The 19,730-nt window shown below is 58.5% G+C and carries 16 protein-coding genes; 8 read left to right on the top strand and 8 right to left on the bottom strand.

Annotation, left to right across the window (positions count from 1 at the left end):
• The first annotated feature begins 20 nt into the window (after positions 1-20).
• The 3 genes from QP868_RS06110 (at position 21) to QP868_RS06100 (ending at position 4,805) form a co-directional block, all read left to right on the top strand.
• Positions 21-950 (top strand): formate dehydrogenase accessory sulfurtransferase FdhD, encoded by a 930-nt coding sequence (locus tag QP868_RS06110; RefSeq protein ID WP_284925719.1) that lies wholly within the window; start codon positions 21-23, stop codon positions 948-950.
• 300 nt (positions 951-1,250) lie between these two features.
• Entirely contained in the window at positions 1,251-2,240 is a 990-nt protein-coding gene (locus QP868_RS06105; RefSeq protein ID WP_284925718.1) for an AAA family ATPase, read from the top strand.
• Positions 2,241-2,249: 9 nt separating this feature from the next.
• Positions 2,250-4,805: a S8 family peptidase gene (locus QP868_RS06100; protein ID WP_284925717.1), complete on the top strand. Its 2,556-nt coding sequence runs from the start codon at positions 2,250-2,252 to the stop codon at positions 4,803-4,805.
• Between the two features lie 73 nt (positions 4,806-4,878).
• Here QP868_RS06100 and QP868_RS06095 read toward each other — a convergent pair whose 3' ends face one another.
• The 6 genes from QP868_RS06095 to QP868_RS06070 all read right to left on the bottom strand — a co-directional run bounded on the left by QP868_RS06095 (position 4,879) and on the right by QP868_RS06070 (position 10,589).
• Complete coding sequence (locus QP868_RS06095) at positions 4,879-5,682, bottom strand: crotonase/enoyl-CoA hydratase family protein (protein WP_284925716.1); 804 nt, start codon at positions 5,680-5,682, stop codon at positions 4,879-4,881.
• A 66-nt stretch (positions 5,683-5,748) separates the two neighbouring features.
• The gene (locus QP868_RS06090) at positions 5,749-6,978 is read right to left on the bottom strand and encodes an alpha-hydroxy acid oxidase (protein WP_284925715.1); all 1,230 of its coding nucleotides are present in this window, start codon (positions 6,976-6,978) and stop codon (positions 5,749-5,751) included.
• Positions 6,965-7,813, bottom strand: a complete 849-nt coding sequence (locus QP868_RS06085; RefSeq protein WP_284925714.1) for a ribonuclease FAU-1 family protein — start codon at positions 7,811-7,813, stop codon at positions 6,965-6,967. Before QP868_RS06085 ends, QP868_RS06090 begins: the two co-directional genes overlap by 14 nt.
• The gene (locus QP868_RS06080) at positions 7,797-8,711 is read right to left on the bottom strand and encodes a DUF4097 family beta strand repeat-containing protein (protein ID WP_284925713.1); all 915 of its coding nucleotides are present in this window, start codon (positions 8,709-8,711) and stop codon (positions 7,797-7,799) included. Before QP868_RS06080 ends, QP868_RS06085 begins: the two co-directional genes overlap by 17 nt.
• Position 8,712: 1 nt before the next feature.
• Positions 8,713-9,357 (bottom strand): response regulator transcription factor, encoded by a 645-nt coding sequence (locus QP868_RS06075; protein WP_005883494.1) that lies wholly within the window; start codon positions 9,355-9,357, stop codon positions 8,713-8,715.
• Positions 9,348-10,589, bottom strand: a complete 1,242-nt coding sequence (locus QP868_RS06070; RefSeq protein WP_284925712.1) for a sensor histidine kinase — start codon at positions 10,587-10,589, stop codon at positions 9,348-9,350. The genes QP868_RS06075 and QP868_RS06070 overlap by 10 nt, the downstream gene beginning before the upstream one ends.
• Before the next feature lie 153 nt (positions 10,590-10,742).
• On the opposite strand from QP868_RS06070, the gene QP868_RS06065 reads away from it, so the two are divergent.
• Positions 10,743-11,348 (top strand): hypothetical protein, encoded by a 606-nt coding sequence (locus QP868_RS06065; protein ID WP_284925711.1) that lies wholly within the window; start codon positions 10,743-10,745, stop codon positions 11,346-11,348.
• Positions 11,349-11,538: 190 nt separating this feature from the next.
• On the opposite strand, the gene QP868_RS06060 is transcribed toward QP868_RS06065, so the two are convergent.
• A complete protein-coding gene (locus tag QP868_RS06060; protein ID WP_284925710.1) occupies positions 11,539-12,300 on the bottom strand; it encodes an SDR family NAD(P)-dependent oxidoreductase in 762 nt (253 codons plus the stop codon).
• Between the two features lie 191 nt (positions 12,301-12,491).
• On the opposite strand from QP868_RS06060, the gene QP868_RS06055 reads away from it, so the two are divergent.
• The 4 genes from QP868_RS06055 (at position 12,492) to pgm (ending at position 16,830) form a co-directional block, all read left to right on the top strand.
• Positions 12,492-13,199 carry a TetR/AcrR family transcriptional regulator gene (locus tag QP868_RS06055; protein WP_284925709.1) on the top strand — a complete coding sequence of 236 codons (708 nt, stop codon included), beginning with the start codon at positions 12,492-12,494 and terminating at the stop codon, positions 13,197-13,199.
• A gap of 22 nt (positions 13,200-13,221) precedes the next feature.
• A complete protein-coding gene (locus QP868_RS06050) occupies positions 13,222-14,730 on the top strand; it encodes an acetyl-CoA hydrolase/transferase family protein (RefSeq protein ID WP_284925708.1) in 1,509 nt (502 codons plus the stop codon).
• A gap of 42 nt (positions 14,731-14,772) precedes the next feature.
• The gene (locus QP868_RS06045; RefSeq protein ID WP_005883506.1) at positions 14,773-15,099 is read left to right on the top strand and encodes a rhodanese-like domain-containing protein; all 327 of its coding nucleotides are present in this window, start codon (positions 14,773-14,775) and stop codon (positions 15,097-15,099) included.
• Positions 15,100-15,189: 90 nt separating this feature from the next.
• Positions 15,190-16,830 (top strand): phosphoglucomutase (alpha-D-glucose-1,6-bisphosphate-dependent), encoded by a 1,641-nt coding sequence (pgm, locus tag QP868_RS06040; protein ID WP_284925707.1) that lies wholly within the window; start codon positions 15,190-15,192, stop codon positions 16,828-16,830.
• A 70-nt stretch (positions 16,831-16,900) separates the two neighbouring features.
• Here pgm and QP868_RS06035 read toward each other — a convergent pair whose 3' ends face one another.
• A complete protein-coding gene (locus QP868_RS06035) occupies positions 16,901-19,642 on the bottom strand; it encodes a cation-translocating P-type ATPase (protein ID WP_284925706.1) in 2,742 nt (913 codons plus the stop codon).
• Positions 19,643-19,730 lie beyond the last annotated feature (88 nt).

The raw sequence follows: 19,730 nt of genomic DNA, 5'->3' as shown, positions 1-19,730 counted from the left end.
CCTCCAGCCGAAAGGTCACCATGCGTCGTTCCGTCCGCACCCGCGTCCACGTGTTTGGGCCCAACGGCTGTATCCGCACTAAAACCGACAAAGTCGCAGGCGAAGAACCCCTAGAAATCCGGTTAGGCGACCAGGAGTTCACCGTCATGATGCGCACCCCCGGCATGGACACAGAGCTGGTGCTGGGCCTGCTTCTGGGCGAAGGGATCATCCGCACTGCAAGTGATGTGGTGGAGATCGATTTCTCCACCGGCTTGGACCCTGACGGCACCCGCAACTACAACGTGGCTAGGGTGCGTCTTTCGCCCGAGGTGTCAGCTGCCCTGGCGCAGAACGGCGGGCTTCCAGCGGGGCAGGAACGGAACATCTACACCAGTTCGGCGTGCGGGGTCTGTGGCACGGCTGCGCTGGAAGCAGTGACGAAGGTGTCGAGCTATCCTCTGCCGCCACCTGAACCATTCTTTGACCCTGCAGTTATTTGCGAGCTGCCGAACATCATGCGCGACCAACAACCCCTGTTTGCCACAACCGGCGGGATTCACGCGGCCGGACTGTTTGAGTTCGGGGCGGGGGCTGGGACGACCTGGGGTACTTCTTCAAGCGCGAGGGCTGGAACCGGCGCTGGCTCAGGCTCTCCAGCCACCTCCCCATCCTTACTCACCGTCGCCGAGGACGTGGGCCGTCACAACGCCGTAGACAAGGTCCTGGGGTGGGCGATGCGCGAAGATCTCCTCCCGCTGTGTTCTTGCGTGCTTCAGGTGTCCTCGCGCGCGTCGTTTGAACTGGTGCAGAAGGCGGCGATGGCGGGGGTGCCGGTGCTTTCGGCGGTGAGCGCACCCAGCTCCGCAGCCGTGGAGTTGGGGAACAGCCTGGGTGTGACGGTGATCGGGTTCAACCGAAAGGGGACGTTTAATGTGTATTCGGCCCCGGAGCGGCTATTCGGAAACTGACCAGTCAGGTTCTAGTTCGGACACGTTTTCTCTACACAAGAGAACGGATTTGGATTTGCTGTGGTGAGTAACTCGCCGATTTTGGGCCGAAAACGTGAACAAAACGAACAAAAAGAGCGTTTACTCTACACACTGCTTCGAGGAGTGTAGAGTAAACAGCCGGAATCAGACCCGCACCAGCCCAGCCGTAGCTACACTACTCCCCGCAACCTTTGAAGGTTAAACTGAAGTGAACTATATGAACGACGTGTGTTGAGGCCAGGTTCAACAGACAGAATAAATCGAAAGGAGGGGCGGCCCGTGGCAACAAGCGATCAGCTTAAGGCTTTGGTGCAAAGTCACGCCGACGGCGATGACGCGCAGTTTTACGCTGTTGCCATGCAAGTTGCGGCTAGGGCAGCGAGGTCCGGGCACACTAACCTTGCAAAAGATCTACGCGATCTCGTTGATGATCTCCGTGAGAACAGGACTGCACCTTCTGTAGCACCTGTAATTCCAGTCATCCAGCCCAGGGGCGAGCTCGCTTCCCTGCTCTCTGTCACCTACCCAAATGCTCATTTAGGCGACCTAGTCCTTTCCGAGAAGCTATCTGCAAGTATTGTCCGTGTTCTCACTGAACAGCGGCAACGAGACACGCTTGTCCGCCACGGGCTGCGTCCTGCTCAGCGTTTACTTTTGACTGGCCCACCGGGAACCGGCAAAACAACAACCGCGCAGGTGATCGCCGCGGAACTCAATTTGCCTCTATTCACGGTTCGTCTCGACTCAATGATCACTAAGTACATGGGCGCTACAGCAGCAAAGTTAAGGCTGATATTCGATTCGATCGCTGAAACCCGTGGGGTGTATTTTTTTGACGAAGTGGATGCCCTGGCCGGTGATCGTGCGGCTGAGAATGATGTAGGAGAGATCAGACGCGTTCTCAACTCGTTCCTGCAGTTTCTGGAAGAGGACATTTCTGACAGCCTCATCATCACTGCGACAAACCACCCGCAGTTACTCGATAAAGCCCTGTTTCGCCGGGTCGACACTACCCTCGAGTTCGACCTTCCCGACGATGAGGGAATCAAGTCCGTCATCAAAAACCGGCTCGCCACATTTCAAATAGGCAACCTCGGCTGGAGACGAGTAATCCTAGCGGCTAGAGGGTTAAGCCACGCCGAGATCGCAGTTGCTGCCGAAAATTCGGCGAAGAGCTCAGTTCTCAGTGGGACAACACGAATACTCACAGACGACCTTGTCGCTGCACTGGAAGACCGCCCGCGCGTGAACACTTCAGTTGAGCGATAGTGACAATCGATGAGTAAGCGAAATCGCGAACACATATTCGTGCCGTCCTCACCACAGCACGAGCCATACACACCGTCAAGCAGTGGGCGCAACAAGACCAGTAGAGCCGCTATCAGCAACCGGAGAGCGCACGGAACAAAACTTCTTGAGGAGTACACAGAAGCAAGCGCGCCTCCCCAAGAAGAGTCGGCAAGAAAAGGAACGCACATCTCTTTCTTGTCATTTGCAGGTTTCGAACTCGCATTGCAAAGTCTCGACGTACAACGACAAGGTGAGCAGCCAGAACTGGTTTCAGTAACTACACGAGAAACACCAGACGGCAACGTTCAGATCGCCACCGTGTATATCCCGGACGGCAAAAAACAGTACTTCCTTGAAAGACTTGAGGACTACATCAAGACTTGCGAACAGGAAAAAGCTAAACACGAGAACCTCATTGAAGGTATCCAGGAGATCCGCAGAGCTACCATTAAAGAACTATGGACCGACCCTGTTGGTTTGTTTCCCACTGACGTGACGGAAGTTCGCTGGTGGGAAGTTTGGCTTCGTAAAAGAGATGACCACGAACTGGCCCGATTTACCGCTTATGCCAGCGAACACGGGCTACGCGTGAGTGATCATTTCCTCGGATTCAGTGGTCGCACAGTGATTCTTGTGAAAGCCTCTGCTGAAAAGCTTGCTGAGACCATGAGTTCACTCGACGACATTGCCGAGCTGAGGCACCCACATGATGTTTCTAGCGTCCTTGTGGAAAGTTCAGCATCCGAACAAACTGAATGGGTAGAAGACCTACGCAAGAGACTTAGTGAAGCTCCTGACGACGCTCCAGCGGTCTGTATTCTTGACACAGGGGTACAAAACTCGCATCCCCTTCTTTCTGGCTCACTTCATGGCTCTGACATACACGTGGCCGATGCACGGTGGAAACCTGCGCCTGTGCATCCACACGGAACTGAAATGGCAGGTCTAGCGCTTTATGGCAACTTGGAATCCGCCGTACTGTCTTCACGTCCAGTTCGTCTTTACCATCGACTGGAATCAGTGAAATTCCTGCCCGATGTTGGGCACAACGCCCCTGCTATTTATGGTGCAATTACTGCTAGTTCAGTTGCTCGACCAGAAGTTCAAGCCCCAATGCGTTCACGGGTTTTTATGATGGCAGTCACTGCGTCCGACCCGGGCGAAGATACGGAAGCTAGCACTGACGGGTCTTCCACTAAAGCTGGGCAGCCTACGTCCTGGTCTGCGACTATCGACGCACTAAGTTTCGGGCGATCCGTCGTCAACGTTGGTTCTAGAATCACGTATCTGGATCCTAGTGAAGAACCTCATCCACGGCTCTTTTTAATTTCCGCTGGCAATATTCGGGGTATCGATGCAAGGGACAACCATTTAGACCGGAGTGACTTAGAACCAGTCGAGGACCCTGCGCAAGCGTGGAATGCACTGACGGTTGGGGCCTATTCGGAGCGGGACGATATGTCTGGGGCGCCTCACTTGTTTGCGGGTTACACCCCAATCGCTTCGCGAGGAGAGTTGTCGCCTGTAAGCAGGACATCAGTGATGTTCGAACCTAAAAAATGGCCCTTCAAACCAGATGTTGTGGCTGATGGAGGAAACTTCGCTGCGATCCCGGGCAATGCTTCAGCGGATACGCCAGAAAACTTGTCTTTACTCACCACCAGACTTCAGAAGCTCGGACAAGGTTTTTTCACAACAACTAGGGATACCTCGGCAGCGACTGCGCAAGTTGCTGCGCTAGCAGCAGATATCTATGCGACGTATCCGACGCTTCACCCAGAAACAGTCAGAGCTCTCGTAGTGCACTCTGCTCAGTGGACAAACACTATGCGGTCACATTTCACGGCTGCGAAGAACAAAAGCGAAAGGGTCTCCCTGTTGCGCCGTTACGGCATGGGAGTACCGGATGCCGAACGCGCGTTGCGAAGTGCTTCAGATGCTCTCACCTTAATTGCAGAGGCCACGATTCGTCCCTTTGAACGGAGGGATGACAGCAACGACGGAAAACTTCGTGAAATGAATCTGCACCGGTTACCGTGGCCAGAAGAGGAGTTGGAAAATCTAGGAGATACCCCCGTCGAGCTGCGAGTGACTCTCTCCTATTTCGTGGAGCCTAACCCTTCACGTCGCGGATGGACAGGACGGTACGTCTACCCGTCTCACGGCCTTAGATTCGCTACACGAAGACCAGAAGAAAGCGTTGATTCCTTCCGCCACCGAATCAACAAACATGCACGCCCCGAGGGGAAACGCCCTCCAACTCTAAACACTGAGACAGGATGGCTATTTGGAAGTAACCAGCAACAGTCTCCAGGGTCTTTGCACACGGATATTTGGAAAGGAACTGCGGCCGAACTTGCACAAAAAGGGGTCATTGCTGTTTACCCTGTCAGCGGATGGTGGAAGAACCGTGGCAACAATGATCAAAGTGACAAGGGCGTCAAATACTCACTAGTGGTAAGCATTGAGGCACCCGGAGTTGACATTGACCTTTGGGCAGCAGTCGCCCAACAGGTTCGCACACCAGTTGAGGTAAGTAACTGATTATCACCAGACCCCGGCGACCCTCACCAGCCCGGCGTCCGCTCCAGGCCACCACCCCAGAGCCAACCCAGCCTTAACCTTTCCCCAGTTCCTGCATCCGCTTGCGGACCGCCTCGGCCTGCTCTTCGCCACCAATAAGGCTGCGGATCGCACGCTGCTCAGCCGCGAACGCATCACTCAACGACGCGCGGCCACTCAAATCCACCAGCATCTTCGCCTGCGTCAACGCCGACCGAGACTTCCCCGCCAACTCACGCCCCAACTCCAAGGCACGTGCGTTCGCGTCCTGGGCCAGCTCCTCAACCAAGCCCATCTCGTAGGCCCGCTGCCCAGTGACCACCTCACCGGTGAAAATCATGCGCTTGGCGTTCCCGGCCCCCACCACACGTGGCAGAAGCTGGGTACCGCACATATCTGGCACGATCCCCCAGTTGATCTCCATCATCGACAGCTTGGTATCCGGCTGAGCAATCCGCAGATCCGCACCCAACGCAATCTGCAAACCACCGCCAAACGCCACCTTCTGCACCGCAGCAATCACCGGCGCTTCCACCTGCTGCCACACAAAAACAGCCTGCTGCGCCAACGCCTTCGCCGGGCCCACACCCTCACGAGCCTCCGGCAACTCCGCCTGCCCACCAGCCATTTTCTTGAACTCGCTCATGTCCAGGCCAGAGCAGAACCCAGCACCCTTACCGGTCAACACCACGGCGGCCACGTCGTCACGCGCCTCCACGAACCGCCCCGCATCCACCAAATCCGCAAACATCTCATGCGTCAGCGAATTCAAGGTCTCCGGCCGATTGAACTCCACATGCGCCAACCGGTCCTCAATCGTCAGCGTGACCGTTCCGTATTCGGCTTCGAAAGCGTCCATGGTTCCCTCCGTTGTGGTTGCCCCGGCAACAGCCCGAGGTGTCACTTACCTATGTTGTTCTGTCACCTATGACTTCAAGTTACGCGAGTACGTGCGCACCATGTCCGGGTTGAGGTCGGCAATTGACCCAGCGCCCATGAGTTGCATGGTGACGGTCATTTCGTTTTCCAGAATCTCAAACACCTTGCGCACCCCAGCTTCACCGGCAGCCATCAGACCGTACAAGTAAGCCCGGCCAATCAACGTGAAATCAGCACCCAACGCCAGCGCACCAATAATGTCCTGACCACGCATGATGCCCGAATCCAAGATGATCGGCACATCCTCACCCACCGCTTCACGGACCACCGGAAGCGCCTCCAAGGTAATAGGCGCGCGGTCAAGCTGACGACCACCGTGGTTGGACACCACCAACCCGTCAGCCCCGGCGTCCAAAGACTTCGACGCATCCACCTCGGTCAGAACACCCTTCACAAACAACTTGCCGGGCCACACCGACCGAATCCACTTCAAATCCTCAAAACTCAACGTGGGGTCAAACATGGATGAGGTGAGGCTCGCCAGATCCGACACCTCGTTCGACAGCGACGCGTACGTCAGCGGATCAGTAGTCAAGAAGTTAAACCACCACTCTGGCCTGTACGACGCATCCAACACCGTTCCGGCAGAAAGCTTAGGCGGGATGGTGAGCCCGTGGCGCACATCGCGCAAGCGACGCCCCGCAACCGTAGTGTCTACAGTGACTAACAGAGTTTCAAAGCCGTTCTTCCACGCCCGTTCCAACAGATCCCGGGACGCGTCACGATCACGCCACAAGTACAGCTGGAACCACTTGGTTGCGTTGGGCGCACACGCCGCCACGTCCTCAATGCTGCGTGTACCCATGGTGGACAGGGTGAACGGCACCCCAAAACGGTCAGCCGTACGCACACCAGCCACTTCGCCTTCTGTGTGCATCATGCGGGTGAACCCAGTAGGAGCAATCCCCACCGGCAAACGCGATTCCACGCCTGCGATCGTAATGGACAAATCCACATCGGCCGAGCCCGCCAAAATCGCCGGGTCAAACTCTAAGTTCCTAAACGCTTCACGGTTACCACGGTACGTGTACTCGTCCTGCGCGCCACCGTCCACGTAGTTGAACGGCCCCGCAGGTGTGCGTCGCTTAGCGATCCTGCGCAAGTCATCAATGTCACCCACACGCGCCAACCGGGACTTTCGACCCCCAAGGTTGAGGTCAAACTGCATGAGCGGCAAAAAGTTCTTGAGCTGCGGAACGCGTCTAATGGTCACCATGATGCCACTCTACCGAGCCGTGCGGGTCCACACATTCCCGCCCCGGGGTTTCCCAACTTCTGGGCGCCTGCCAGCCCGACCAGTCCTCGGTAAACGCCCACGCACCTTGCTCCCACTGGTCTAACGCCACAGAGGCATTGGCGCGAATTGCAGCCGCGACGGCAGCGTCCCACTGGCCGTACTTCACGGCCGCGGCAAGTTCGTCTTCGTCTTTGAGCTGTGGCACCTGGCCCGGGCGAATCACCAGATCAAGCACATGGTCCGAGGTGTATAACTCTCCCACCGCGTGCCGGTCCCTTGCGGGTCCCAACCGGTGATGTCCCTCTAGGTTGACGTAGTGCGCGTTCACTGTGCCTGACGCTTCACGGAACACCCACACCGAAAAGGGCATGCCCACCGGAATCAGCCGTAGCACCCCGCTCCCGTACCACTGGCCACCCACTGCCACACGATCCACCATGCGTGGGTTAAACCGCACATGATCAGGCACGTTGTGAGGGTTCACACTCTCAAACCCCGCCAACCGGGCGTGCACCACCGGCGTACCCCCGGCCAGCCACACCACTAGTCCGCGCTCGTCATGACGCACCACCCTCACCGGTTGCACAACGTCCACACCGTGTGCCGCATAGTCGTGCCGGCGAAACCGCCACCGCACCACATCACCCGGTTGCAGCCGTGTGGCCTGGGCGAGCGGAACGGAGCTGGCCGGGGCTGGCGACGGGAACGGCTCCGTTCCGTACAGGGCAGGTGCCGTTTCGCACTGACCAGAACCGCTCTGGTCCGGCTCCTGCACAGAACCGCCCTGCACAGAATCGTCAGTTGGTGTAGTCAATCGAGATTGCTCCAGTTTTGGTCGACGCTGTGACCGGGATCGCGTAGGGGTCGGAATCTGTTGAGTCTACATTGACGGTCTTCGAACCAGTCTGGGTTTGAGCTTCCACTGCGTACGGGCGACCGTCCGGCACGTTTTTTGGATCCTGAACCTCGATGTCTACCGCGCCAGTCTTGGCCTCTGCCCGAATGCTTGAAGGCTGCGTGTCTTCGTGCATTTCGTACGTCACCGCCCCGCTTGTCGCTTCTAAAGCAACCGCGCCGGTGACCTTCAGTTCATCCACCGTGACACTTCCCGTGCGAGCGCGCCCCATGAAGTTCTTCACCTCCCCAGAGGCCGAGACCATACCTGACTTGGTACTCAACTCCACATTCTTTGCTTTCGCATCGAAGTGAACCACACCCCGATCGCTCGTCACTTTCACGTCCTGGTAGGTGCCTTCGTCGATGCTCACATCACCGGATTTCCACTCAGCCTGGATGTTGCGTGCCTTACCTTCAGGCACACCGATCGTAACCGTGGTATTTCTGGTTGCCGTCCAGTTGCCTGGCTCGTGCGTCACGTTGACCTGGTCGGCAGAGTCAGATGTTCGTGTTTCCACCTTTGGCGGCTCCCCCGACCCAACGGCCTTGTACTTAATGAAGCCTTCACCTTTAGTGGTCACGACGTGAAGTCGAGTATTCTCTCCGGTCAGCTCCAAGGTATCTGCCGCCGGGTTGAACGACATGTTCTTTTCTACCACCTCGACCTTCAGAAGCTGCACGGCCGCCGCCGCGCCAAAACTGGCAGGCACGGCAATCGCCAGGCACACCACCGCGGCCACGGCAACGCGCCACAGGATTCGGCCCGTTGAACTTAGCGGTGGGGCAGGTTTCGTGTATTTCTTTGGCATCGTCATGTCAGACTCCTAGAAACTTCAGAACAGCGAGGACGCGGCGGTTTTCGTCGCTATCGGCCAGCAGCCCAAGCTTGGTAAACATCGAACTAATGTGCTTTTCAACAGCACCGCTACTTAAGAACAGCGTGCTCGCAATCGCTGAGTTGGACTTCCCTTCCGCCATCAACTGCAACACTTGGCGTTCACGTTCACTCAGAACCGCCAGCCCGTCCTTCTTCCGGGAACGGACCATGATCTGGGCAACCACCTCGGGATCCAAAACCGTGCCCCCACCCGCCACGTCTTCAACCGCGGCCAGGAAGTCATCCACATCAGCCACACGGTCCTTGAGCAGATACCCAAAGTTGCCCGTGTTCTCAGCGATCAGATCAGACGCGTACCGTTCCTCCACGTACTGGCTGAGCACCAGCACGCTCACCTCCGGGTTCTGGCTGCGGATCAACACCGCGGCACGAATACCCTCATCCGTAAATGTGGGAGGCATCCGCACGTCCACAATCACCAAATCAGGGTTGAGGTCAGTCACCGACGACAGCAGATCAGTAGCGTCAGACAGGGTGGCGACCACCTCGTGCCCCGCATCCGTAAGCAGACGGACAAGACCTTCACGCAACAAAACCGAATCTTCAGCAATCACTATTCGCATGGCAACTCCACCGTGATAACCGTGGGACCACCCACGGGAGAATGAACATTGAACGTACCCCTGGCCGCCGTCACGCGCTGGGCCAACCCAGCCAACCCGGTAGTTGAGCCGACGGTCGAAAGCTGGGCACCACCTCGGCCGTTGTCACGCACCTCAATCCGTATGCGACCACCCATGTACGTGATACTCACGTGGCCTTCCGTGGCTTGAGCGTGCTTGCCCATGTTGGAAAGCGCCTCGGCGACCACGAAGTACGCGACCGACTCGATGTTTGGCGCCACCCGCGGCACATCGACGTTGACCGTCACAGGCACGGCCGAACGGGCCGCCAAAGCCGAAACCGCCGCATCCAAACCGCGGTCGGTAAGCACCGCCGGGTGGATTCCCCGGACCAGTTCGCGTAGCTGAGTGATTGCGGCCTTCGAATCACTGTGCGCTTCCTCCAACAGGGCGTGCGCGCCCTCCGGGTCACGAGCCACCTTCGCCTTAGCCATGCCCACCTTCATGGACAGGGCCACCAGGGTGGGTTGGACGCCGTCGTGCAGGTCGCGTTCGATACGTAGGCGCTCCGTGGTGGCCGCATCTACCGCGCCCATGCGAGCGCGGTCAACCTCGGTGAGTTCCCGCTTCAAGGTTTCTGCCTGGGGCACCGCTAGGAGCCAGCGGTCAAGAGCGCGGTCGGCGATCGCGGCCACCCACAGACTCACAAACCCCACGATGAACGCCAGGCACCCGAACACCACGAACATTCCGCGGGTTGAGCCCCGAGGCTCAGGGGTCGCGAGGATCGCAGGCGCGTCCGGGTTAATGGCGCCGATGAAGAAGACAGCGGTGAACACCGCGCACACGGCGCACAGGATGAGCGTGAAGAGCCCCAGCACCTGCTTGGAGAAGTGCAGGGCGGTTTCGCGCCAGAAGTACGCTTCACCGGCGGCGCGAATGTTGGTTTCTACCCAGCCTCTGAAGCCTGTGCTGTTGGCTCGGCGTCGAGGCGGGAACGAGAATTCAGTGTTGTAGATCGCTTCAGAGCGGCGACGCTCCAGGACATTGATACCGCGCTGCACAAAAACCCAAAAGAACAGGACGATGAGCCCTAACCCAGCGGCCAACGCGGTGCTGATACCAGTTGTGATGACGACGAGCTGAACCCACAGCAACACGGTCGCGATGATCCCCGAAAATAAGACATTGAGCATGCCCCACGGGTTCGGGATGAGCAGTTCTTTCTTCATGCTTCCAATCTAGGTTTCGCCTACCGTTCAAGAATATGGTGCTGACCGCCAACCGGGGTAGGGAAAACCCCCGAGGTGGAAGTGGGTGAGCGTGTCACGTTCGTCCGGGGGTTTCTAAGCTTGCACAAAACCTACGCCACTACAGTGAACGCTATGGATGAGTCACACACACCTCTGCGATCCCGCAACCGCACGTTCATCCTGTTTTGGATTTCGGCAATCACAGGCGTAGCCATGTACGTGACCCAACTCATCCTGGTGGAACGCGGCGACTTGCCACGCCCTCTACCCACAGGTGACTCCGTTGGGCTTGTCACCATGGGAGTCGAGATCGCGCTGGGCGTACTCGCACTCGCGCTGCTCCCCGCAGCGATCCGCCACGACCCCATGGAACGCGAAAAATCCTACGTGGGACCACCCGAAGCACTCGTCGCCTCACTGGTCATCCTGTGCCTGTGGTTCGTCACGCTGCTCGCCGCACCAGCTGGAGCAGTTGTGCTCATTTCCTTGTCAGCACGGCTCTCACCCTCATGGACACTTCCCGCAATCGCCGCCTCGATCCTGTCGATTGTCGTACGCGAACTCACCTACAGCCCGCTCGCGCATGACTTCGACTACCGAATTGCGCTCGGCGCCTTCTGCCTCACCATGATCCTGATATGCATGGGCACCGCCCGAGGTGTCGTACTACGCCGCCAACTCGTCCACAGTTTCCGCACCCGCCACGACACAGACGAAACACAGCATGCCCACAAGTAACCACCTCGGCGGGGGTGGTGCAGGGCTCCCACGCCCGAGGTGGTAGCTGGGTTGGCGTTGAAGTGACGGCAACCCAGCTCACAGTGAGCAAAACAAAACCGGCGCGCACCCTAGGAAGGGCACGCGCCGGTTTTACGCAGAGGCGCCAGAAATCACCGACACCGCACAAGCGCTGGAAGAACCAGAAATCTTATTTCGGAGCCATGCGGATAGCGCCGTCCAGGCGGATGGTCTCACCGTTGATGTATTCGTGGGTGACCAGCATGTCAGCCAGCTGCGCGTATTCTTCCGGCGTACCCAGACGTGCAGGGTGCGGAATCGAAGCAGCCAAAGAGTCCTGCGCGGCCTGTGGCAGACCAGCCATCATCGGGGTCTGGAAGATACCGGGCGCAATCGTGTTCACGCGGATCTTGCTTGCAGCCAATTCACGCGCCATCGGCAGAGTCACAGCGTGGACACCACCCTTAGACGCGGAGTACGCGATCTGACCAATCTGACCGTCGAACGCAGCAACCGAAGCGGTGTTGATGATGACACCACGGTCACCGTCGAGCTCTTCGTTCTGCTGCATCGCAACGGTAGCCAAACGGCACACGTTGATGGTTCCGATCAGGTTCACGCCAATAACCAGCTTGAGCTGGTCCAGCGGAAGCGCACCCTTCTTACCAACCAACTTGCCAGGCGTTGCAACACCTGCACAGTTCACAACAACACGCAGGTCACCCAGGCTGGTGGCCTTGTCAACAGCAGCCTGAACCTGCTCTTCGTTCTGCACGTCAGCAGCCACAAAGTGAGCGTTGTCGCCCAGGCTCGCTGCTGCTTCATTTCCGACTTCTTCATTCAAGTCGACCATGACAACTTTCGCGCCGGCTTCCAAGAAGCGCTTGGTCGTTGCAAGTCCAAGACCTGAAGCACCACCGGTCACCAGTGCTACTGCACCGTCGAGTTTCATACCTTTACCTCCGGTTGTTCGGAGCACACCACCCCACATAGGGCGAGCGCCACTTAACACGTAAAACCAAAACCCTGGTTATGTCACCAGGCTAAGGCCCAGTCTAGGACGCACAGTTAACAGGGCATAACTTGCGTCACATTTTTGGCGTTGGTTAGCTATACGAGAAGCTCACGAAAAAGGAGCCCAACATGACAAAGCCCAACGGCAAGGATCAAATCCTTCAAGCCGCGCTGGTGACGTTCGCGCAGAACGGATTCGACGGAGCATCCATTCGCGACATCGCCCAGCGAGCCAACCTCAGCCTTTCCGCGCTGTATTACTACTTCTCGTCAAAGAAGGAAGCACTGTTTGCACTGGTGGAGAAGGCCTACTCCACGTACAACGAACGCACGGCTGAAATCCTCGCGCAAGCCCCAGGTGACGTTAACGCCCAAGTCGCCTACGGCGTTCAGCACCTGGTGAGCTACCGGTGCATCAACGTGATGTACTCCCGGGTCATTCTGCTAGAAACCGGCCGATTGGAGGGTCCGCGCTACGCACAAGCCCACGAAATGCAGCGCGAATCCAGTTCCATATTTGAAAAGATTATTGCCCGAGGTCGTTCCCAGGGGATCTTCCATGTTGACGACCCAGCGTTGATGACCCGATCGGTGAACGCGATGTGCAATGCAATCCCGCAGTGGTTCGTACCCGGCGGCACGTACACTCCTGAGACGCTTGCCTACCAGTACGTGCAGGCAACATTACGTATGCTTGGTTCTGAACAAGCGCGCAACATCGAACTGTATTTCAACGGACGAGTTGACGCCTCGGCCACACGCATCGACCCTGATCCTGAGCAGCCAAACGGGGACGAAAATGTGGCCGTAGACGGAGTCCGGTTACCTCCCCTATGAACCATTTGAAAGAATGAGGACCATGTCCCGCATTTTGAGTCCTGAACTCACCCACAAGGTGATGTCTGCCACCGACGCCGCCACGTTCATCAACCACGGCGACAACGTCGGTATGAGTGGTTTTACTGGCGCCGGTTTCCCTAAAGCAGTCCCCCAAGCACTCGCCAACCGGATTCGTGACGCGCACAGCGCTGGCGACGAATTCTCGATTGGTATGTTTACTGGTGCTTCCACCTCGGCCGAGGTGGATGGCGCCCTGGCTGAAGTCGATGGGGTGCATCTGCGCACGCCTTTCAACACCGACCCGGACATGCGGAAAGCCATTAACGACGGACGCGTCGAATACATGGACCAGCACCTGAGCCACCTGGCACAGCAAATGTGGTTCGGTTTCTACGGCAACCTCGACGTTGCCGTCATTGAAGTCGCGGCCATCCTGCCTAACGGACTTTTGGTGCCGGGCACCTCGGTCGGAAACAACAAAACCTGGCTTGACCTTGCCGACAAAGTCATTCTAGAAGTCAACGAATGGTTGCCCACCCAGTTCGAAGGCATGCACGACGTGTACTACGGAACGCGCATTCCTCCGCACCGCAACCCCATCCAGATCCTTTCGCCAGACCAGCGTATTGGCGACCCATACCTGCGGGTAGACCCGGACAAGATCGTGGCGATCGTGAAAACCGACGCGCCTGACCGCGACAACACGTTCAGCCCGGTTGACGACGCTTCAGAGGCGATGGCCGGATACCTCATCGACTTCTTGCGCCACGAAGTCAAAGCCGGTCGCATGCCAAGGAACCTTCTGCCGTTGCAATCCGGTGTGGGCAATGTGGCTAACGCGGTGCTGGCAGGCCTGGCTGATTCAGAGTTCGAACACATGACTTCCTACACCGAGGTCATCCAAGACAACTTGCTCGCTCTGTTAGACACGGGCAAGCTGGACAGCATTTCCGCTACCTCGTTTAGCCTGTCGCGGGATGTTGCTGAAAAGTTCAACCAGAACATCGACAACTACAAGGGCCGTATCTTGTTGCGGCCACAAGAAATGTCGAACCACCCAGAAATTGTGCGCCGCCTAGGTGTCATTGCGATCAACGGCATGGTCGAAACCGACATTTACGGGCACGTGAACTCCACACACGTCATGGGTTCGAAGATGATCAACGGGATCGGCGGTTCAGGTGACTTCGCCCGCAACGCGTTCCTCAACTTCTTCGTGTCACCGTCAATCGCTAAGGGTGGCAAGATCTCAACAGTGGTGCCCATGGCCAGCCACGTGGACCACACGGAACACGATGTTCACGTCATTGTGACCGAACAGGGAATCGCAGACCTCCGCGGCCTGTCGCCACACAAACGTGCCGAACGCATCATCGACAACTGTGCCCACCCGGACTTCCGTGACGCGCTGCGCGACTACTACGACCGGGCGTGCAAGAGCGCAACCGGACTCCACACGCCGCACATTCTGGAAGAGGCTTTGAGCTGGCACGTTTCACTGCGTGATACCGGCAGCATGCCGAAGTGAAAATTCAGCCCACCTTCATAAAGGCACGGCTACACTGACGATATGAGCGAACCAACAGTTACCGTTCCAGAAATTCCAGACGACGCTGTTTTCTTAGATGTCCGCGAAGACTTCGAGTTCGAAGCCGGACACATTGAAGGTGCGCACCACATTCCACTCAGTGAACTTGAACCACGCTACGGCGACGTGCCCGTCGACGTTGACGTGTACGTGATGTGCCGTTCAGGCGGTCGCGCTTTGCGTGCCGCCGCATGGCTCAACCTCAACGGATTTGACGCCATCGTTGTCGAAGGCGGAATGGGCGCGTGGAACCTTGATCACGGACGTCCAATCGTGTCTGAAAACGGTCAAGAACCCACCGTAGTTTGATCCCAAGTTTGATCCCCGCGACCTGACCCCACCCCCACTGACAGCCCGCGCACCCGCCCACACCTTGTAGCACGACCGGAGTGAGTGAACATGACCAACCGAGCAGGACAACCAGCCCAGGAAACAGACCTCGTCGACATTTCTAAACTGCTCGATGCGTACCACGACACGGTACCCACGCCCAGCGAGCCTACCCAGCGGGTGTCCTTTGGCACCTCGGGACACAGGGGCAGCAGCCTCACCGGGTCATTCAACGAAGCTCACATCGTAGCCATCACCCAGGCCATCATCGAATACCGGGCGAGCCAAAACTACACCGGCCCCATCTATGTAGGGCGCGACACGCACGCCCTGTCAGAACCGGCGTTGCTCACAGTGCTAGAAGTGCTCGCAGGAGCGAACGTGCCTGCCATGATCGACGACCGTGACGGCTACACCCCAACCCCGGTGCTCAGCCACGCGATCATCACTCACAACACGCGTGTGGGCACCGCGCAGGGGCTGGCCGACGGCATCATCATCACCCCGTCCCACAACCCACCCGGAGACGGCGGAATCAAATACAACCCACCCCACGGCGGCCCAGCTGGCGCCGACATCACCGCGTGGATCGAAAACCGGGCCAACGAACTGCTGGACGGTGGCTGGCGAGACATCCCACGCACCCCGTTCCAGCGGGCCTTCCACCTGGAGAACACCACCAACTTCAACTACGTCGACAACTACATTGACGACCTCGGCGCGGTCATTGACATGGAGGCGATCGCCCAGTCCGGTCTGCGCTTGGCCGCTGACCCGCTAGGTGGTGCAAGCGTTGACTTCTGGTCCTCGATCAGCGAAATCCACGACCTCAACCTGGACGTGGTGAACTCGCAGGTGGATCCGGCATGGGCGTTCATGACCCTGGACTGGGACGAAAAGATCCGCATGGACTGTTCCTCGCCGTATGCCATGGCGTCGCTGATTGAGTCGGCCGGGGATTACGACCTGGGCTTTGGGAACGACCCAGATGCTGACCGGCACGGGATCGTTACCCCTGATGGCGGACTCATGAACCCCAATCACTACCTGGCCGTGGCAATTGACTACCTGTTCCAGAACCGTCCCGGTTGGGGCGCCGAGGTGGCAATTGGGAAGACGCTGGTGTCCTCCAGTCTCATTGACCGGGTGGCAGCGCGCTTGGGTCGGAAGCTGGTCGAGGTGCCCGTTGGGTTTAAGTGGTTCGTAGACGGGCTGGCTGACGGTTCCTTGGGATTCGGCGGCGAAGAGTCCGCGGGCGCGTCGTTCTTGCGGATGGACGGCTCTGCGTGGTCCACGGATAAGGACGGGATTCTGCTGTGCCTGCTAGCTGCCGAGATCACGGCGAAGACTGGCGAGACTCCTTCACAGCGTCACGCCAAGCTGGTCGCAGAACTGGGCGCGAGTTCGTATGCCCGCGTGGATGCGCCTGCCACACCTGAGCAGAAGGCTGTTTTGAAGAAACTCAGCGCATCGGATGTCACGGCCACCACGTTGGCGGGTGACCCCATCACGGGCACGTTCACGGAGGCACCCGGAAATGGTGCCGCTATTGGCGGGCTGAAAGTGACCACGGATAACGCGTGGTTTGCCGCGCGGCCGTCTGGCACGGAAGACGTGTACAAGATTTACGCTGAGTCGTTCAAGGGTGACGAGCACCTGGCGCAGGTTCAGGAACAAGCCCGCGAGGTCGTGGGGGCCGTTCTTAAGTAGTGGGCATTGTGGTGGGTAGCCCGGCAGGTGGCCCGCCGAGGTGTGCGACCCCGTCCGAGGTGGGGCTACCTTAACCCCGCCGGACCATCGTCACGACTGCCCGGCGCAGTTCTTCAAGGATGACGAAGACCACCGCGCAACCAATCACCAGCAACCAGTGTTGCCCGTCAAGTGGCACCGTTGAGAATGCTGCGTTGAGAATAGGCACGTAAACGACAAGGACTTGCAGTAGCAGCCCGACTGCGAGCGCCAGCCAGAGCCAGTGGTTGCTAAACACACCAATGAACATCGATCTGTGTGCGTGCCGGACCGACAGTGTGTTCACCAGTTGCAAAATAACGAGCACGGTGAAGGCGACCGTCCGGCCTGTGGCCACGTCGTCGTTGCCTTCGATGAGCCCGCCGGGCAGGCACACGTCAAGTGCAAGGAGCGAAAGCGCTGCCATGACGAATCCCGTACCCAGGATGCGTGCCCATTCGGGACCGTCGAGTGCGCGCTGATCGGGACGGCGTGGGGGTTTTGTCATCACGTGGTCATCAACAGGGTCCACGCCCAGTGCGAGTGCGGGGGCAGAGTCGGTGACAAGGTTCACCCACAAGATCTGGGTGGCCACCAGCGGAAGGATCACCGTACCGTCGGCTTGGATCAGGCCCAGCATGCCTGCGAGCACAACCCCACCGAACACGGTGAGGACTTCACCCATGTTCGATGACAGCAGGTAGCGCAGCACTTTCTTGAGGTTGGAGTAGATGCCGCGCCCCAGTTTGACTGCCTTAATGATCGAGGCGAAGTTGTCATCGGCAAGAATCATTGTCGCCGCATCATGTGAGACTCGTGTGCCGGTGATGCCCATCGCCACACCGATGTCGGCGCGCTTGAGGGCTGGTGCGTCGTTGACGCCGTCGCCGGTCATCGACACGACGTGACCGTGGGCTTGCAAGCTTGTGACGATTCGGAGCTTGTGGCTGGGGTCGACGCGAGCAAAAACAGAGGTCGTTTCGACGGCCTCGGCGAACTGCGCATCATCGAGTTCGTTCAGCTGCGCTCCGGTGAGAATTTTCGGTTCGTTGATGCCCAGGTCGGTGGCGATCTTTTGGGCTGTCAGCGGGTGGTCGCCGGTGATCATGATGACGCGGATCCCGGCCTGTTGCGCTTGAACGATCGCCTCTTTGGCCTCTGGCCTGGGCGGGTCGATCATCGCAACCAGGCCAACGAAAGTCAGTCCCTGTTCCGCTTCCGCGTCCAGGTTAGGTGCGGGGGTGTCGTCCCCGCCTGAGGTGGCAGACACCTCCCGCACAGCTACCGCCAGTGTCCGGTAGGCCTCCCCAGCCAAAGAGGTGACTTCTTCTTGCAGGCGGGAGAGCACCTCGGGAGTGGCCTCAATGTCCCCGTGTGCAGTGTGCACGTGGGTACAGCGGGCGAGCACCACATCTGGGGCGCCTTTCATGACGAGTTGCGCGGTGTCAGGGTCAGCAGTGTTCGTGTCTTTTACGATGAGGACGGACATGCGTTTGCGTTCAGAGGAGAACGGAAGTTCGTCCAATCGGTGTGGTTTGGGGACGGCGAGTCCAGCGTCGGAACACCCGATGAGAAAGGCCACTTCGGTCGGGTCACCGATTGGGCCGTCGGCGGCGAGCCGGGCATTCGAGGCGATCGACCCAAGTGTGAGAGTCTCGGCAGCTTGGGCATCAGTGATGTGGAAGCGGCCGTCTGCGGTGATGACACGGTCGATGGTCATCTGATTCAGGGTGAGCGTTCCGGTTTTATCCGTGCACACAACACCTGCTGACCCAAGGGATTCGACCGCGTCGAGCTTCTTGACGATCGCTTGGTGAGCGGCCATCCGCCGCACACCCATTGCAAGGATCACGGAGACGATCGCGGTGAGGCCTTCTGGCACAGCAGCAACGGCTAAGGACACGCCCAGTAGCAGGATGCTGACCAGTGAAGCCACCGAGTGATCAGCGGTGACGAGGTAGAGAGTGGCCATGACGGCCAGGGCGATCGCGGTGACGACGATCGTGAGTGTCTTACCCACTGCTGCCATCTCTTTTTGCAGGGGCGTGCTGGTGGTTTCAGCCGTCGAGATCATGCCCGCGATCTGGCCGATTTCGCTGGTGGCTCCAGTACCAGTGACAACAGCACGGGCACTGCCCTGAGTGATGGCGGTGCCGGAGTAGACCATCGTGAGCCTGTCTGCCAGAGGTGTATCAGGGGCGACTGCCTCGACGGTCTTGTGGACGGGCACGGACTCTCCGGTCAGCGCACTTTCAGCGACCATGAGGCCGTTGCAAGAAAGGAGGCGAGCGTCTGCCGGCACTGCATCGCCTTCGGCAAGTTGCAGGATGTCGCCGGGAACCAGGTCGGTGGCGTCGATGACCTGGGTGTGGCCGTCACGGGTAACAGTTGCGCTCAGGCTGGTCATTTCTTTGAGGGAAGCGACCGCATCAGCGGCTTTGAGTTCTTGGACCAGCCCGATAACCGTGTTCACAATGATGACTGCAGCGATGACGATCGCGTCGATGGGGGCGCCCTGTCTGCCTTCCGCGACCCAGGCGAAGCTCGAAACGATGATCGCGACGAACAGTAGGTAGGTCAGTGGTTCGTTCAGCAACCGCAGTACTCGACGCCAGAGCGGAGTGGTTTTTGCGTGGGCAAGTTCGTTACGGCCGTGGGACTTCAGACGATCGGCTGCCTGGGTCTCGGTGAGTCCCTTGTGTGCCGAGGTGCCAAGAACGGAGACGACGTCATCCGGCTGCTGTGCGTGTGGGTTGGGGATTGCGAGCGTGTCGGTGGGTGGCGAGGAGCTCATGGTTCGAGTCTAGACCCGTTTGTTTCAAACGCAGCCGGCAGAGAAGATAGCAACCGGCGGAGAAAGTACCTGACCAGGTTTTACTTTT

Origin of the sequence: Brevibacterium sp. UMB1308A, assembly GCF_030230605.1 — a bacterium.
Classification (GTDB): Bacteria; Actinomycetota; Actinomycetes; order Actinomycetales; family Brevibacteriaceae; genus Brevibacterium.
The sequence above is the reverse complement of the archived record's forward strand: the minus strand, read 5'-3'. Positions and strand labels throughout refer to the sequence as shown.

Excerpts from the sequence above, each read along its gene's own strand:
- QP868_RS06100 (WP_284925717.1), top strand. The coding sequence starts at position 2,250 with ATGAGTAAGCGAAATCGCGAACACATATTCGTGCCGTCCTCACCACAG.
- QP868_RS06110 (WP_284925719.1), top strand. The coding sequence starts at position 21 with ATGCGTCGTTCCGTCCGCACCCGCGTCCACGTGTTTGGGCCCAACGGC.
- pgm (WP_284925707.1), top strand. The coding sequence starts at position 15,190 with ATGACCAACCGAGCAGGACAACCAGCCCAGGAAACAGACCTCGTCGAC.
- QP868_RS06050 (WP_284925708.1), top strand. The coding sequence starts at position 13,222 with ATGTCCCGCATTTTGAGTCCTGAACTCACCCACAAGGTGATGTCTGCC.
- QP868_RS06045 (WP_005883506.1), top strand. The coding sequence starts at position 14,773 with ATGAGCGAACCAACAGTTACCGTTCCAGAAATTCCAGACGACGCTGTT.
- QP868_RS06055 (WP_284925709.1), top strand. The coding sequence starts at position 12,492 with ATGACAAAGCCCAACGGCAAGGATCAAATCCTTCAAGCCGCGCTGGTG.
- QP868_RS06095 (WP_284925716.1), bottom strand. The coding sequence starts at position 5,682 with ATGGACGCTTTCGAAGCCGAATACGGAACGGTCACGCTGACGATTGAG.
- QP868_RS06035 (WP_284925706.1), bottom strand. The coding sequence starts at position 19,642 with ATGAGCTCCTCGCCACCCACCGACACGCTCGCAATCCCCAACCCACAC.
- QP868_RS06075 (WP_005883494.1), bottom strand. The coding sequence starts at position 9,357 with ATGCGAATAGTGATTGCTGAAGATTCGGTTTTGTTGCGTGAAGGTCTT.
- QP868_RS06070 (WP_284925712.1), bottom strand. The coding sequence starts at position 10,589 with ATGAAGAAAGAACTGCTCATCCCGAACCCGTGGGGCATGCTCAATGTC.
- QP868_RS06090 (WP_284925715.1), bottom strand. The coding sequence starts at position 6,978 with ATGGTGACCATTAGACGCGTTCCGCAGCTCAAGAACTTTTTGCCGCTC.
- QP868_RS06060 (WP_284925710.1), bottom strand. The coding sequence starts at position 12,300 with ATGAAACTCGACGGTGCAGTAGCACTGGTGACCGGTGGTGCTTCAGGT.
- QP868_RS06080 (WP_284925713.1), bottom strand. The coding sequence starts at position 8,711 with ATGACGATGCCAAAGAAATACACGAAACCTGCCCCACCGCTAAGTTCA.
- QP868_RS06065 (WP_284925711.1), top strand. The coding sequence starts at position 10,743 with ATGGATGAGTCACACACACCTCTGCGATCCCGCAACCGCACGTTCATC.